We start from the raw sequence: 16,198 nt of genomic DNA, 5'->3' as shown, positions 1-16,198 counted from the left end.
TATGCAGCTTAAAAGGTTTTAGTTTTTTCCTTTATCATTATGACGTAAGCAGAATGTTTTGGAGGGACTTATACTAACATATTTTTATCCTCCTGAGCTTTTAATTATTTTTACCTGACCTTGCAACCAGAATAATCAACTTTCATAGAGCCAAACCAAATAATTTGCAGGCATTTTCGGTGGTTTGATTGGCGATTGCCTCTACTGTCTCTCCCCGCAATTGGGCTAATTTTTCCGCTACATAGCGAACATAAGCAGGTTCGTTGCGTTTCTCACCCCGTTTTGGAACGGGAGCGAGAAAAGGGCAGTCTGTCTCAATTAATAGGCGATCGCTACTTACGATCGCGGCTGAGGCGTGAATATCTTTAGCGTTTTTGAATGTCACAGTCCCGCTAAAGCTAATATAAAAACCAAGGTCAAGGAACCATTGAGTTTCTTCTGGTGTTCCGCCCCAGCAGTGCATTACACCCCGAATTCTTCCACTTTTGATTTCCTGCCATTTTTGCAAAATTTCCCTGACTGCACTTGCCGCATCACGACAGTGAATAATCACTGGTAGATTCAGTTCGGCTGCTATTGCTAGTTGGGCTGCAAATACCATGCGCTGCTGCTCATGGTTATCGGCTTTGTAGAAATCCAGCCCCATTTCTCCAATTGCTACGACTTTTGGTTCTGAAATCGCCAAAAATTTAATTTTCTCCGCTGTATCACTTTGCCATTTATCGGCATCTAAGGGATGCAGCCCAAGAGCAAAGCTGAGTTCAGGAAACTGGTGAGCTATGGATTGAATGCTAGAAAATTCCGCCGGCTCAACGCATGAGTGTACTAGACGTACTACCCCTGCTTCTCGCCATCGCGATCGCACTACTGCTAAATCTGGCTGGAAGGTATCAAAGTTAAGATGAACGTGGGTGTCAATCAGCTGCATTTTTACTCAAATGTTAATGGTGAGTCAGTGCGGCTTTCTCCCAAAGGGAGAGGCTACGTCAAGGGAGGTTCCCCCGTGAGCAACTGACATTAGCGCAGCGTCTCGTAAAGAGGAGCGAGCGTCACCCGTTCGGGTTAGCGTCTCTGAAAGAGATGGGTCAAGAGTCAATCGCCAGTACCAAACACTTTTGACTTTGGACTCTTGACTTGGGACTATTGTGCCGTTTGTGCCAGTGGCTTGAGTCTGTGAGCCAATCTCGATTTTTTCCTAGCCCCGGTGTTGGCATGCAGGATACCGCATTTTACAGCTTTATCGATTTTGCTGTAAGCCTCAGACAATCGTACTTCTACTTCTTGTTTGAGTTCTGGGGTAGGGTTAGTGGCGTAGGTTTCTACTACACTAAAGTATTTCTTCATCAGCGTCTTAACAGCTGATTTGTAAGTTTTATTCCGCAGCCGATTGCGTTCTGCGATCTTGGCGCGCTTGAGAGCAGACTTTGTATTCGCCACAGTCGATTCCAAAAAGACTATTAATTATGTACACACACTACTAGATTTACTAATATAGCATTCATCTTGCCAATGTCAGAATTTCCCCAAAAAATCTTGCTCTAGTTCTACATTTATCTATGCCCCATGCCTCATTGTTACTTTAATTTGTTGTTAATTTATATGCCGAACCTAAGAAATAAGCTAAGATAATGTACTTTAATTAAGATATATCTCTAAATACCACCTGAATCAGCGGTGTGACTGCCAATATCCCTTCCGAATCAGGATGTATCTAGACAGTAACCATAAACAGCTAAATTTCATGTATCTACATGTATACAACTGGCAGATTACTTTTGTAAGCATGTTAGCCAATAAAGTTAGGAAAATTAAGTAAAAGCTCTACTCAGACCCTACCCTTACCTATTGATTGGGATATCAGGATGTGTAAGCAGACCAAACCTACAGACAGTAAGGGATGAGGAGCAAGGTTAGGGGGAATTAATACCCTCATCCCTAGCCGTGAGCCAACTAAAGAAGTCGAACTGAGCAATTTCATCATCCAAATTAAGTAACCCATGTGCTGGCAGCCTTGGGAGTATCAAAAAAATCCAGGTTAAGCTAGAGATGAGAATCAGAGTAAAACTCGTCCCTCTTGGGGGTCAAGAGCAAAACTAATTCTCAAGCGGGAATAATCTAAAATTTTGGCATTTTCCTTACTCCATGCTGCGAATCATTACTCAGCAGGCAGACGTTAAAGCAGAACTACAACGTATCTGCGATCGCACCCAGGACGAACAGGTGGTTCACAAAGAAGCAACTGTGCGGGAAGTGTTGCAAGCGGTGAAGCGCCAAGGCGACAAAGCTGTGTTACATTACACCGCTGAATTTGATCACCAAACCTTGAGGCTGGAAGAACTACGTGTTACAGGTTCAGAACTAGATACAGCGTACCAACAAGTATCTCAAGAACTGCTCCAAGCAATTCAGTTAGCTGCTCGTCAAATTGAAGCATTTCACCGTCAACGAGTCCCAAAAAGCTGGGTAAACTTCGGGGAAGACGATGTAGTGTTGGGCAAACGCTACACCCCCGTAGACCGAGCAGGTATATATGTGCCTGGTGGTCGTGCTGCTTATCCTAGTACAGTGTTGATGAATGCAATTCCAGCCAAAGTGGCTGGTGTGCCGCGCGTAGTGATGGTGACACCACCACGCGCGGGGAAAGTGATTAACCCAGCTGTGTTAGTAGCAGCCCAAGAAACAGGAGTACAAGAAATTTATCGAGTTGGAGGAGCGCAGGCGATCGCGGCTTTAGCCTACGGCACAGAAACAATTCCAAAAGTCAATGTAATTACTGGCCCTGGGAATATTTACGTCACCTTAGCAAAAAAACTCGTCTACGGAACCGTGGGCATTGATATGCTGGCTGGGCCTAGCGAAGTACTAATTATTGCCGATGAATTTGCCAATCCTGTTCATGTGGCTGCTGACATGTTAGCCCAAGCCGAACACGATCCAATGGCAGCAGCAATTTTGTTGACCACTGACACTGCTTTGGCGAAAAACGTCCAAGTCGCCGTCGAAAGACAGCTAGTTGATCACCCAAGGCGGATAGACACAGAAAAAGCGATCGCTCACTACGGCTTAATTGTTCTTGTCGAATCTCTAGAAGCAGCCGCAGAACTTTCTAACGAATTTGCCCCAGAACACCTGGAGTTAGAAATCAAAGATCCTTGGGCAATTTTGCCCCAAATCCGCCACGCCGGGGCTATATTTTTAGGTTACTCGACACCAGAAGCTGTAGGTGACTATTTAGCTGGCCCCAACCATACATTACCTACTTCTGGCGCTGCCCGCTACGCTTCGGCATTAGGTGTAGAAACCTTCCTCAAGCACTCTAGTATTATTCAATACTCACCAACTGCTCTACAAAAAGTGGCTGGCGCAATCGATTTACTAGCAACTGCTGAAGGCTTACCTTCCCATACTGATTCAGTCCGGCGGCGAATTCAGCAAGATGAGTGATGGGAAATGCTTAATTTTTTCCTATACTTTTAGCAAATGTCACTCCTTGGCCTCACACTAAAAGTCTAAACTGCTTTGCTGAACATCGATTTGCGATCGCCTAGCATAGCTAATAGACTTTGGTAATGTATTGAGTGTCAGGGGTCTACTTTTGAGGAGACGAGGGCAGTGCTAAACAATATTTTGGTAGCTCTGGATGGTTCGGATATTGCAGAACGCGTAATTCAGGTTTTGGATGATTTGGTGTTATCGTCAGAAACCAAAATCGTTCTTTGTCATGTATTTCCGACACCAGAATCAGAGATGGAATTACCGGCAGATCTCCCTCACCCAGAATCACCTACTTTGTCTTATTTCCAGATTGAAAAACAGCTGCAATCATATCAAGAACAATTATCTGTCAACAGCGAAGTAGAATTGGTGACTGGCGAACCTGCGGATGAAATTATTCGCCTTGCTAATATTTACAAAGCTGATTTGATTATCATTGGCAGTCGCGGGTTAACTGGGATGAAGCGAATTGTCCAGGGTTCTGTGAGTAGTCAAGTGGTAGAAGAGGCTAGTTGTTCCGTATTAGTGGTGAAGCCAAGTAAAAATTAACAAACACCAAGGTATTGTGTATAACTATCATCCGTTAGAATGCTTACCTTCATCGGCAGAATTGCCCGACTCTGATGATACCCCTGTGGATAACGAACTGCAAATATTAATTCCTAATTTATTGTTAGCTATCTTAGCCTCAATCTGGCAAAGCCGTGATGATTGGTTTTTCGGTATTAACATGGGAATTTACTATACACCCTTAAAACCTGCGATAGTTCCTGACGGATTTTTAAGTTTGGGTGTAGAACGTTTTGTTGGTGAAAATGGACGTTCTAGCTATGTTTTTTGGGAAGAAGAGGGTATACCACCAACTTTAGTGTTGGAAGTTATTTCTCAAACTTACAACGGTGAATATGAACAGAAAAAAATCGATTATGCCGAATTAGGTATTCCGTATTACGTTATCTATGCACCTACGCGGCTACGTCGTAAGCGTCAACGTTTAGAAGTTTATCGTTTAGTTGAAGGTAAATACATTTTACAACCAGGTGATAAAGTTTGGCTGCCGGAAATTGGTTTAGGTATTGGCAGGGAGCAGGGGACTTATCAAGGAAGAACACGAGAATGGCTGTTTTGGTATGACGAAAATGGCAACAGATATCAAACAGCAGAAGAACAATTGCAAAATTTACTAGCCAGATTACAACAGCAAGGAATTGACCCAAATACAATTTAATTCGTCTTCTGTGACTCTGGGAAAATCAGTGTAGGTTGGGTAGAACGAAGTGAAACTCAACAATACCGAGTTCTCTGGATGTTGGGTTTCGTGCCTCAACCCAACCTACGCCTTACTAAAGAAACTGACGGTTAATAGTTATCAGTTTTTTAAATCAGATAAAACTCAATTTCAGGTGTAGATACATTACCGACCCAGATATTTTCTACCTTGAACATTTTAGTTCGAGAATGATCATAAACTGGTCTTAAATCGAAAGGTACACTCCTTTCATCCCCATGTTCCCAGGCTGCATATTGATTTTCATATGTGAATTGAATTGAATATTTACCTGGATGAAAATCACTGAATATCCAATAAGTACCATCTTTTTCACGAAACACAAAATTCAGTTTATTGTGTTGCCATTGAAAATATCCTGCACTCAGAAAGTTTATACTTTCTCCAGGCATCACTAATTGGAGGTCTGATAAAAGAGGATTATAGCTGCCGTTCACATTAGGGACAAACCTTGAAACTCTTTGTTTATTTGGTTGCAGGAATTCTGGACGAGCAAAAAAGATTAAAAAGTGATGAGGAGTCGCCGTTTGATTGATGATACGAATCCCAAACTGCACCTGAGTTTTAGCATCAGTTTGTTTAGGTGGAACTTGAAATACACGCTCTAGTATTAAGGTTTCAAAACAAATACCATCCATCATGGTTTAACTAAATGGTCATTTGTTATTTGCTTTCCTGCATTAAAAACTGACGTAAACTTAACAAACTCAAGGTTTGACCTAAATTCAGGGGTAACATCGAAATTCCTTCCAAGCGGGACTGTACCCAACCTTCGCCCCAGTACCATTCGTGAAACCCGTCAATACCCCCACTGAGTAACAAGCGCAGACAATTTGATTGCGCTACATCTACTTGGTGATGAATTGCGACAAGCCCTGTCCAACTTGTAAACTGAAATCCTGGATAAATTTCTTCTGGCATTCCTGGGGCGAAGCGTTGCCCTAAGAGCCATTTTTCTAGTTGTGCAGGGCGTAGCAAGCTATCACCAATGGCACTGGCTGATGCTTCGATTTCTATCCGTAGTTGGCTTTGTTGAAAATTACCTAGCATTGTGTTGCGGAATCTATGGAACGCTCAATTGTATTTCTAGTATTGCAAATGCGATCGCCGATTATCCTACCCTGACTTTAAATTGCAATTGAGAACTTAGAATAGAAAAGACGTACTTGTTAAGAAATGTAAGGTTTTTTCATGGCGGATCAGTTAATTCGTGCCACCGCAGCCGAAGGTGGGATTCGGGCAGTGGGTGTCATCACTACGCGCTTGACAGAAGAAGCTCGGCAACGCCACCAGCTTTCCTATGTGGCAACAGCCGCACTGGGACGGACTATGGCAGCAGGTTTATTAATGGCTTCTAGTATGAAGCGTGTTGGCTCTAGGATTAACGTCCGAGTCAAAGGCGATGGCCCTTTGGGTGGTATACTTGTAGATGCAGGCCTAGATGGAACGGTACGGGGTTATGTAGGAAACCCGTCTGTGGAATTGCCTCCCAATGCTAAAGGTAAGCTCGATGTTGGCAGTGCAGTAGGCAGTGGCTATCTCTATGTTGTTCGGGATATTGGTTATGGCTACCCTTACTCTAGTACAGTAGAGCTCGTGTCTGGCGAAATCGGGGATGATGTGGCACATTATCTTGTGAATTCGGAACAAACACCTTCAGCTTTGGTTTTAGGGGTATTTGTGGGTGCAGGTGGAGTAACTGCCTCTGGAGGTTTGTTAGTGCAGGTTTTACCAAAAGCTGCCAGAGATGAAGCCTTAGTCGCAACCTTAGAATCACGAGTAGCTGCTTTATCAGGATTTACGCCGTTGTTACAAGCAGGTAAGACACTACCAGAAATTTTTGGCGATCTTTTGGGAGATATGGGTTTGTCGATATTTACCGAAACCCAAATGTTGCGTTTTCACTGCGGTTGCTCTTTTGATCGGGTGCTAGGCGCACTCAAGATGTTAGGAGAAATTGAATTGCAAGACATGATTGTTAAAGATGATGGTGCTGAAGCTACTTGTGATTTTTGTGGCAGAGTTTATCAAGCAAGCAGCGATCACTTAGCTCAGTTGATTGTTGATTTACAAACAGAATCTTCAGTTTCACAATAACGTATAAAAAAACACCGATTTCAACAAAGATTAAAGATATACCAGGAGAAAGATTCAGATAAACAGTAGCTTTTTAATAATGAGAAAGTTACTATGGCAACAACTGAATCATTGACCTAGAAGCGATCGCTATTTAATAAACTTTTGGTGTGAGAGATGACAGAGCGGGATATTCCAGAAGGTTGGTCTCCAGCCAGAGCCAGAGAGCCAGATCACACAAACCGAACACCAAATTTCGGTGAAAATCAAGCATTTGGCATCCCAGCTACTGGTTCTAACTCTAAGTCAGTGAAGCAACAAACAGACAATAACTCCGAAGAATTACCGATAATAGACCATCATGCCGCAGAAAGCAGTTCACCCAGCAGACGTTCTAGGCCATTGCCACGCTGGATGAAAGGTTGGCTGTTATGGTCAATATTGTTAGCATTCATTCCTGGCAGTATAGGCTTTATATCAATGGCAATGTTGCTGAAGTTACCATCTGCTCCTAACTGCCCATCGATTTTTTGGCCTTTGGCTAGTGCATCAGTGCGGCTGCATTGCGCTCAGTTAGCGGCTTCCAAACAGACAGTCAACGATTTATTACAAGCGATCGCTCTGGTTAAACAGTTACCAGAAAATCATCCCCTGCGGGGAGAAATTGATCGATTTGTAGAAGAGTGGTCGCGGGATATTTTACAGTTAGCTGACCAAAATTTTCAAGCGGGAAATTTAGAACAAGCGATCGCCACAGCCCAGAAAATTCCTCAAGACCTACCAGCATATAAGTTGGTAGACGAGAAAATTGCCAAATGGGAATCTATCTGGTTCAAAGCAGAAGATATCTACAAAACAGTAGAAGAACAATTGCAGCAAAGACGCTGGCAATCAGCCTCAATGTTGGCAGCAAAATTACTGCGGGTAGATAATAGATACTGGTCAAGTACTAAGTACGATCAACTCAACCGCTTAATTGTATCAGTGCGAGAAGATGGGGATAAGTTAGATAAAGCTGACAGTTTAGCCAAAACTAAAGTAGTAGATAACTTACTGCAAGCGATCAAAATTGCGGAATCCATTGGCAAGGACAGCTATTTCTACCAAAAAGCCCAGGAGTCGATTCCCTTATTTGGACGCACAATGCTGGGGTTGGCACAAGCTAAGTTGGATGTACGAGATGCAGATGCAGCCTTAGATATTGCCAGACAAATTCCCGATAATGCCAAACTACAAGCAGATATCGAAGACTTTATCGCCATAGCAGACGCTCAAAGGAGTGCTTGGATAGGTACAGTTTCTAGTTTAGAAACAGCGATCGCTCAGGCACAAGAAATTGACCCTTCCCGACCAAACTATAACAAAGCACAACAGTTAATTACCCGTTGGCAATTAGAAATTGAAGATGTCGCCCGCCTAGACAAAGCACGGACACTGGCGAGCCAAGGTACAATTAACGATTTAGCAGCAGCAATTATTGAAGCCCAGCAGATTCCTGTTAGTAATCCTCGTGGTTCAGAAGCTAGGCAAGAAGCAGGACGTTGGCAAGCTCAAGTTGAGACAATTGAAGACCGTCCCTACTTAGAACGTGCCGAACAAATGGCATTACTAGAGGATATCAACTCTTTGCAAGCTGCGATCGCCGAAGCCAGTCAAATCCGTAGGGGTCGGGCATTATACCCAGAAGCACGTAGAAGAGTTAACAATTGGATTGCTAAAGTACAGCGCATCCAAGACCAGCCATACTTAGATCAGGCACGAGATTTAGCTCAAACAGGAGATTTGACAGCAGCTATTAACGCAGCGCAAACAATCGCATCCTCAGGAAGAGCGCTTTCTGGTGAAGCACAATCAGCGATTAATGATTGGCAAGCACAAATCCGCGCCAGAGACAACTGGAAGAGAGCGCGAGAAGTCGCAATTGTTGGTACACCCGATGCTTTAGTTGAAGCGATTCGTTTAGCAGATAGAGTGCCTAGTAGAAGTATCCTGCGCTTAGATGCAAATGTCGGCATTGACCAATGGAGTCAACAATTACTGGATATTGCCCGATCTCAGAGTAATTCTAATCTCAATAGAGCGATTGAAATTGCTCAGTTGGTTCCTAAGGGTAGTAGTGCTTACAGCACCGCTCAGGAGCAAATTAGAAATTGGCAGCAATTGTTAAATCCTCAACCTCTGCCTCAGCCTGAGCCTGTGTTACCTCAGGCATCAGTTACCGATGGTACTAATTTATAGTATGTATCATTAAAGACGTTATTTTTTAAATTTACTTGAGGTGTCAAAATTCCCGACTTCTTTAAGAAGTCGGGAATTTTGTTTCTCATAAATGATTTAGGAGAGAGAGACTAATTCAACAACACCGTACCGTTTTGTTGAATTCTCATTGCCTTTATGTCTTGCGCTACGTCGGTGGCTTCATTCAAAGTTACTACTAACATGCCTGGTTGCTCAGAAGAAGCCTGTGGCGTAACTAACAGTAACCCACCATCCTCTCGTTGGAATGTAACTGTAACTGGTGCGCTAATATCTTGCAACATCACATTTGATCCACCTTGCAGCGATCGCGGTTCTGTCTCACCAATGACTTGATAAGTTACTCTACCGCCAGTATCATTTACCAAATTGATATTAACTCTACCATTAGCAAGAGCGATCGTTGCACTAGGCGCTTGTTGTTGAGATGGTAAGGGTGGTTGTATGACGCTGGGAGTCGGGGTTGTGGTTGTAGAACTTGGTGGAACAAAAGGAACCTGGGTGGAAGTTTCTCTTTGTTGTTGCTGCCTTTGAGAGAACGCATTAGGCGGACATCCTTGAGGCACAGGATTTCTGGTATTGAAAGGCTCTTCGTAATAAATCTGGGGGCAAGGATTTATTTTTGTTGTACCAGTTTGAGGTGTTTCACCACCCACACCAAATCCTGTTTGGTATGGTGATGGTGTAGCAGCGCGAGCAGCAGGAAGCATCCCTTGATTAGCGAATCTTTGAGTTATCGCGTTAGGAGGACAGCCTTGTGGTACTAAGACGCGATTATTGTGTGGTTCTTCATAGAAAATACTAGGGCAGGGATTAACCTTAGAAGTGGACTGCCGTGGTGTTACAGAAGTAGGTTGTTGTGCTACTGCTGTTTGAGAAATTGCAGATACACTAATTAGTAAACCTCCGCAAATAGCACTAAAAACCCCAGCATATTTGCATAATTTCTGAGAATCTTTATTCATGATTAACTCCTGATCAAATTGAGATGAAATTTTTGTATAGACTAGTGATAATTTAGCGAATTCAATTAATCAGAGTTCTGGGGTTTAAACTCGATATCTCCCCGAACCTCTATCATCAAAAGAAAGAATAGTTAACACCTGATTTTTTCCTTGCTGTTACCGCCTTTTGTAAAAGATGAATCTTGAAAGATGTAAGTTGAAAAAATAAATTATTAAACGTTTATAAAAATAATTGATTATTTCCCAGTATGAGTTATGTTTAAATTGGTTTTAATAGATATTAATTATGCAATCCTTTAAATTTAATTATAATAGTTTGGTTCTGTTTATGTATCTAACTAGAGTATTGCAAAATAAACAGATATTTATTTCTAGAGTAGGAAGGCAATATAAATAAGCTGAATATTATTTTTTATGCTATAAATCCTAAATTATTAGAGACGCGATATATCGCGTCTCTACAAAATTTATGTGCATCGTGATTAACGTGAAATGGTATTAGCACTGTTCTGTCACTCTCCGAAAACATTTGCTATTGCTGAATTCTAGAGCTTTTGCATAGCAAGCGATTGGCTTCGCCAGTGCCGTAGGCAATCGCACGATTATTTTCTAATCACAAATACAAGACCCATTTTTTTCTAATAGGATAGCTTGTATTGATTGCCTCATAAGACTTCTAGCAATTGCCCTCCCGGAAAGTGACAAAAGCGGGTTAGGCTTCAATTTAGATTCATTTTAAGCATAAGCTTTTGTGAATTATATTTGAGTTATGAATTATAAGTAATCCATAACCCAAAAATTTAGTCATCTATATTTAAGAATCTAAGCTTCCTCCCAAAGTTGACGAACTCTATCTGGTAACCAACTGGCAATTTCCTGAATTCTTTCTCGTGACAGTTCATCTTTAGTCGCAGAAAATACTGCTTTTACCACCTGTTCGCGTTCTACGTTTGGTGGCATAGTACCTTCATTTGCTACTCGAAATAAAAAGCGATCGCTATCAATCTTAAAAATGCCAGGGCCTTGCCAAGGTGGACGTACCCGGCTCAAAAAGCTAACAATGGGGTTTGTATCGTGCCACAGTTCAGCAATTTCCATTTGCAGAGATTTATCCTCAGTCTCTTCTGCTGGTTTGTGCATTTCTCCTTCAACACGATCAGCCGCTTCTGTAGTCATCAAATCACGCATAACCCGAAATACTACTTCCGTAATATCTCTAGCATCGTAAAGGTCAGCTAAACCACTGTTCTGTTTTACCTTTTCTAAAAAAGGTAGATTTTTTTCTGCAATAGGAGTTTGCATTTCATCTCCTCCGATAACTTATTTATTAGCTGCATTTAAGCAATATAAATCAGCAGTTTATTTTCTACTTAAATAACTATTGAGTAGAAAATAAACTGTTAGCGCTCAAATTTATGGTTTAAAAATGCGAGCTTTGCTATATTAAGTTAATAAAGAATTTTAAATCTATTCATCTATCACAGGAAACAAAAAAATAAAATAAAATTTAAGACTCTAGAGTTATAGGTAGAGTGACTATGAAATTCGTTCCTTTAGCGATCGCACTTTCAACTTGAATTTGACCCTGGTGATGTTCGACAATAGCTTGAGCGATCGCGAGTCCTAATCCTGAACCTGTAGTACTGTCTGTAGCTGTATTCCCAGACTTATGAGTACGTGCAGGATCTACCCGATAAAAGCGATCAAACAAACGTGGTAATGCTTCTGTGGGAATACCAACGCCTGTATCACTCACTTTAATTTGCATTTGAGCAGTGTTAGCACGCATTCTCGATACGCGACTGACTCCTTCTTGTCGTGCCAATTCTACATTCACCTTTCCACCAGTTGGAGTGTACTGTAGTGCATTACTAATTAAATTTGTCAGTAATCGTACTAATTGATCCCAATTACCTGCCACTGTAAACCAATTTTCGAGTAATTCAGGGCTAATTTCAGTAAGAGGAGGATCAACTAACTTTAAATTTAAAGCAATGCCTTTTTCATTGGCTACAAGTTGCTGTTCTTCGACAACTTCCATCAACAAAGCATCTAAGGGACAAGGTGAAAATGTATATTTGCTGATACCACTATCTTGTCGTGCTAAAAATAGTAAATCATTAACCAACTTACCCAAACGTTGCGTCAGTCGTTCCACCACCTTTAACTGCTGGCGATAGTTAGAAGAATGACTAGCATCTGCTTCGACTAACTCCAATTCACTCAAGGCGACTTGCACATTAGTTTGAATCAAAGTAATCGGACTTCTCAGTTCATGAGAAGCATCAGCAGTAAATTGTTTGAGTCGTTGATAAGACTCACCCACTGGTTCCATTGCTTTCCCAGAAAGAAACCAGCCACTTGCAGCCACAGACAGCACCATTAACCAAATACCCAGTGCTAAATCTAAAATTAGCTGGCGGCTGGGTTTGGTAACTTCAAACCAAGGATGACTCACACGCAGATATCCCAATACTTGTCGTCCAAACTCCACGCGCTGGGTTACTTGGCGCAAAGATAGTTCCGAATCTCCCCACTGGTCTTGTTTAGCGATGCGAACAGTTTCCCCTGTATGATTACCGTGAATCGGAATATTTAGAGGTTCAGATAAAGTTGACCACAGTAATTCCCCTGTAGAACTAAACCATTCTAAATCTATGTGGTCATCTTCTACAGTGTTGGCATTGTTGCGAAAACTAGCCTCTACATTAATGCGGAGTTTGCCAGTTTCTTCATTAACTCGCTCAATGACAAGCGATCGCTCCACAATTTCCACCACATGATTTAAAGTATCATCAATCCTCTCCACCAAGGTACTACGGACATATAAGTACACACCACTAGCAAACAGCAATAACAACACAGCTGTTACGGCAGTGTACCAAATAGCCAGCCGACGACGCGTAGCTTGAAACATACTTGCAACTCAAATCTACTTAGGTACTTTTATCAAAAACACAATTAATCTAACGTGAATTCGATGAACCTCTCCCCAACCCCTCTCCGATGCGGAGAGGAGCAGAAATATGACTTGTTTCCAACGAAAAAATTAGAATTTCAAAGCCTCTCTCCTTTTAGGGGAGGGGTTTGGAGAGGGGTTTTCATAATCTATCGAACTCACATATCAATTAACACTAACCCTCATTAATCAACCACATTACCGCTAACTCAACACCCAAGTATACTAATAGTAAATTCACCATAATATTCAAATATTTTCATAAAAACTATATCCACATACTTAAGAGAAAATAACCACCTTTAATTCAAATTTATTAAGTAGCTTCATCTAGTAGTATTACCAATTCAAATATATATAAACTTCATAGATTTTGGTAAATTTTCTGAGGTGCTATTTTTGCTACAACGGCTACATTGATTTTGTAATCTCTTGCCCAAGATTGATTTATATAGTTCCCATGAAAAAGAATTTTTTTGCAGCCGCTTTAGCTCTAAGCACAGCTACCTTGGCAAGTGCTTTGTTATCTGCACCCGCTAAAGCTCAAACTGCTACTGTACCAATTACCGTAGAAGTTCCAGATATCATATATCTAGAAACCTATACCGATTTGAATTTCACACCAACAATAGGAGACTTGTCAACTGGAACTCCTGGCTCACCAATACAAACCGAAGCTGGAACAGTTAGTGATTTTACCACTCCTGTAGTTAATAATGCTCTTAACGGTGGTGGTGCTATCACTTTCAATTCAAATAAAACTCTCACCGGTCTTATTGTCTATAAAGTTTGGGGTATAGGTGGCCCTAACGGAAACATTGCCCACGAAGCTGCATATAGTGGTGCCTTGACAAAAGGTGCGTCCACAATCGACCTCACTGTAACACCTGCTGGGGTTCAATCTACTCCTGCTCCAGGTTTAGATTACGCTAACGCTATTGAAGGGACATTAGATTTTGATTTTGACTTTACCGGCGTTACAGAATCAGGAAGCCACGCAGGTGGAACTTTAACAATTACAGCTACAGCTGAATAGGTAAAGTTGATCCTTTTTTAGTGTCAGCTAGAGAGCGAAAGTGGCAGTTAAGACTGACTCAGAGCAAGATAATTTTGCTAGGTTAAATGTTCTGTGGTGCATCTTTAAATTTGCACATTTTTGATAAATGTATGCCACAGGCTTTAGATCAACTCAACCTGCTTTAGTAGGCTAAGTTATTTGGGGCTGCATCGGCAGCCTTTACCCTTTTTAACATGAATTCGACGGATATTAAAACCCCTCTCCAAACCTCTCCCCTGCAAGGAGAGAGGCTTTGAAACTCTAATTTTTATCCTGGAAAACGCAGAATCTTTCTGCCCCTCTCCGCGTCGGAGAGGGGTTGGGGAGAGGTTAATCGAATTTACGTCTTTTTACAGACTTTTCGTTTAAAAAGTGAAATATTTCTGTTGCTCTGTCTCCCATCAATTGCCACATTAATATTTTGTGATATTGCCACGTGAGGAATTCAATGAAACGGCAATTTTATCTAGGCATAGCAGCATCTATCCTTTGCCTATCTCAACTCAGCAATATTGACACAGCACAAGCACAAGCCTGTCAAGAATCCCAAACCGTTGCAGATGGCTGTCTCAAAATCAACACTCAAGCCCTACAAGATTTCATGAACTTGAACGATATTGTTCCTCAAGAACTCGTTCAACAAAGTGAAGTTGGTCAACTAACAGGGTTAACAGGGTCATCATTAACTCCTTCGCTAGATAAAGGGTCATTATTGACTGCCCCGAAGGAAATCATTCGTGAACTTAAAGACTTATGGCAGCTAGAAGTGCCAAGCACGAGTAACTTCACAGCTAATTATCAATGTAGTAATCTTACTCACTCTAGTCAAACTAGCTCATCAATTCAAGTACTAAACATTGAACCTACACCAATTACTGTTGTCGGGCCAGGCTCTGCTCCAGATACATCAATTATCGAAGGTGGAGCAACATTCACGTTTGATTTAAGCAATACCAAAGCTTCTGGAAATCATTCCTGTAACTTACAAATAAATGTGATTGAAAATAACCAAACATAATTTCTCTTGATATTAAATAAATAGTGGTGTGCGGAATCATGAAAAAATGGTGTGTGAGTGTTTTAGCAGCAATTGGTTTAGCAACCTTATATTGTCAACCAATAGCAGCAATATCAATCGGTGTTAGCCCTCCAAGATTTGAACTAAATATTGGGCGAAAAAAACAAGTTACTAAATCCTTTAAAGTACTCAATAATGGCAAAAAACCAGCCACTTTTAGAATTTATACTCAAGGCTGGGTATTAAATGAAAAAAATGAAGTTAAGCCTGTAGCACCAACAGAACAATCTTTAGACCAATGGATTGTCGTCAATCCCGTTCAGTTTACCCTTCCTCCCGGCAAAATCCAAACAGTGCGGTTTGCAGTTCGCCCCCGGGTTCAACCAAAATCAGGAGAACATCGCGCCTTTATTTATGTAGAAGAACTACCGGGAGCAGATGAAAATAACGACCCGAAAGCAAGTGTAAACGTTAAAGTTCTTGGGCGATTTGGTGTTGCTGTTTACGGTTATGTTGGCGATGTCAAAAGAGTTGGTGTACTCAATTCCATTACCGTAGACAATAAAACCGCCCCCATCAAAGCAGCTTTTGATATCTCCAGTCAAGGTAGTGGCTATGTTCGGATGAAAGGACAGTATGCAGTGTGGCCTGCTAACAAATATCCTGGGGCGAGTGCTACTAAAGCAATGGCAGACTTAGATCAAAAGAAAACAAATTTACCAAGTGGTCTGCTAGATGCAGGTTCTCTACCTTCAAATCCTGTACTGCCAGATACTCGTCGTCAACTAATACTTAACATCGCTAAAAAATTACCACCTGGCCAATACGTGCTGGATATCAACGGCGATTTGAATGGTCAGCCAATTGATAAAGGTATTCCTTTTACAGTCACACCTGCAACTAATACAGCCAGCACAGTCAAGCCTTCTAGCAAAAGCCTTCCTAGTTCTCTGCGTCGTCTTGTAACTCCCCGTAATCAATAGCGTTTTTTTCACTCCTCAATCTCTTTTTTAGTTAGTTATTTTGTCTGTCTCTGCAATTTTCTTGCAGCCTACACCCTTTTTAGGCTGTTTTACCAGCATTC

15 protein-coding genes are annotated in these 16,198 nt (G+C 41.6%); 8 read left to right on the top strand and 7 right to left on the bottom strand.

Annotation, left to right across the window (positions count from 1 at the left end; translation table 11 throughout):
• Window positions 1-142: 142 nt before the first annotated feature.
• Window positions 143-928, bottom strand: coding sequence for a TatD family hydrolase (locus IQ259_RS16490; RefSeq protein ID WP_193886652.1), 786 nt, complete (start codon window positions 926-928; stop codon window positions 143-145).
• Between the two features lie 212 nt (window positions 929-1,140).
• A complete protein-coding gene (gene rpsT / locus IQ259_RS16485; RefSeq protein WP_193886650.1) occupies window positions 1,141-1,437 on the bottom strand; it encodes a 30S ribosomal protein S20 in 297 nt (98 codons plus the stop codon).
• Window positions 1,438-2,142: 705 nt separating this feature from the next.
• Here rpsT and hisD point away from each other — a divergent pair.
• The 3 genes from hisD (at window position 2,143) to IQ259_RS16470 (ending at window position 4,723) form a co-directional block, all read left to right on the top strand.
• The gene (gene hisD / locus IQ259_RS16480) at window positions 2,143-3,444 is read left to right on the top strand and encodes a histidinol dehydrogenase (protein ID WP_193886648.1); all 1,302 of its coding nucleotides are present in this window, start codon (window positions 2,143-2,145) and stop codon (window positions 3,442-3,444) included.
• A gap of 168 nt (window positions 3,445-3,612) precedes the next feature.
• Complete coding sequence (locus IQ259_RS16475; RefSeq protein ID WP_193886646.1) at window positions 3,613-4,044, top strand: universal stress protein; 432 nt, start codon at window positions 3,613-3,615, stop codon at window positions 4,042-4,044.
• A 16-nt stretch (window positions 4,045-4,060) separates the two neighbouring features.
• Window positions 4,061-4,723 (top strand): Uma2 family endonuclease, encoded by a 663-nt coding sequence (locus tag IQ259_RS16470; protein WP_193886644.1) that lies wholly within the window; start codon window positions 4,061-4,063, stop codon window positions 4,721-4,723.
• A 149-nt stretch (window positions 4,724-4,872) separates the two neighbouring features.
• On the opposite strand, the gene IQ259_RS16465 is transcribed toward IQ259_RS16470, so the two are convergent.
• Window positions 4,873-5,424, bottom strand: a complete 552-nt coding sequence (locus IQ259_RS16465; RefSeq protein ID WP_228014579.1) for a hypothetical protein — start codon at window positions 5,422-5,424, stop codon at window positions 4,873-4,875.
• A 22-nt stretch (window positions 5,425-5,446) separates the two neighbouring features.
• Window positions 5,447-5,833, bottom strand: coding sequence for a hypothetical protein (locus tag IQ259_RS16460; protein ID WP_193886642.1), 387 nt, complete (start codon window positions 5,831-5,833; stop codon window positions 5,447-5,449).
• A gap of 141 nt (window positions 5,834-5,974) precedes the next feature.
• On the opposite strand from IQ259_RS16460, the gene hslO reads away from it, so the two are divergent.
• Window positions 5,975-6,880: an Hsp33 family molecular chaperone HslO gene (gene hslO, locus IQ259_RS16455; RefSeq protein WP_193886640.1), complete on the top strand. Its 906-nt coding sequence runs from the start codon at window positions 5,975-5,977 to the stop codon at window positions 6,878-6,880.
• Between the two features lie 156 nt (window positions 6,881-7,036).
• A complete protein-coding gene (locus IQ259_RS16450) occupies window positions 7,037-9,097 on the top strand; it encodes a chromosome segregation ATPase (RefSeq protein WP_193886638.1) in 2,061 nt (686 codons plus the stop codon).
• A gap of 110 nt (window positions 9,098-9,207) precedes the next feature.
• On the opposite strand, the gene IQ259_RS16445 is transcribed toward IQ259_RS16450, so the two are convergent.
• The 3 genes from IQ259_RS16445 to IQ259_RS16435 form a co-directional block, all read right to left on the bottom strand.
• Window positions 9,208-10,080: a hypothetical protein gene (locus IQ259_RS16445; RefSeq protein ID WP_193886636.1), complete on the bottom strand. Its 873-nt coding sequence runs from the start codon at window positions 10,078-10,080 to the stop codon at window positions 9,208-9,210.
• An 822-nt stretch (window positions 10,081-10,902) separates the two neighbouring features.
• Window positions 10,903-11,382 (bottom strand): DUF2267 domain-containing protein, encoded by a 480-nt coding sequence (locus IQ259_RS16440; protein ID WP_193886634.1) that lies wholly within the window; start codon window positions 11,380-11,382, stop codon window positions 10,903-10,905.
• Between the two features lie 205 nt (window positions 11,383-11,587).
• The gene (locus tag IQ259_RS16435) at window positions 11,588-12,997 is read right to left on the bottom strand and encodes a cell wall metabolism sensor histidine kinase WalK (RefSeq protein WP_193886632.1); all 1,410 of its coding nucleotides are present in this window, start codon (window positions 12,995-12,997) and stop codon (window positions 11,588-11,590) included.
• Between the two features lie 502 nt (window positions 12,998-13,499).
• Here IQ259_RS16435 and IQ259_RS16430 point away from each other — a divergent pair.
• From IQ259_RS16430 to IQ259_RS16420, 3 genes are all read left to right on the top strand, one after another.
• On the top strand, window positions 13,500-14,075 hold the full coding sequence (locus tag IQ259_RS16430) for a hypothetical protein (protein ID WP_193886630.1): 576 nt from the start codon (window positions 13,500-13,502) through the stop codon (window positions 14,073-14,075).
• A 469-nt stretch (window positions 14,076-14,544) separates the two neighbouring features.
• Window positions 14,545-15,114 (top strand): hypothetical protein, encoded by a 570-nt coding sequence (locus IQ259_RS16425; protein ID WP_193886628.1) that lies wholly within the window; start codon window positions 14,545-14,547, stop codon window positions 15,112-15,114.
• Window positions 15,115-15,152: 38 nt separating this feature from the next.
• Entirely contained in the window at window positions 15,153-16,097 is a 945-nt protein-coding gene (locus IQ259_RS16420) for a molecular chaperone (RefSeq protein WP_193886626.1), read from the top strand.
• The last annotated feature ends 101 nt before the right edge of the window (window positions 16,098-16,198 follow it).

Source organism: Fortiea sp. LEGE XX443, from assembly GCF_015206815.1.
In the GTDB taxonomy this organism is placed as follows: Bacteria; Cyanobacteriota; Cyanobacteriia; order Cyanobacteriales; family Nostocaceae; genus Nostoc_B.
The sequence above is the reverse complement of the archived record's forward strand: the minus strand, read 5'-3'. Positions and strand labels throughout refer to the sequence as shown.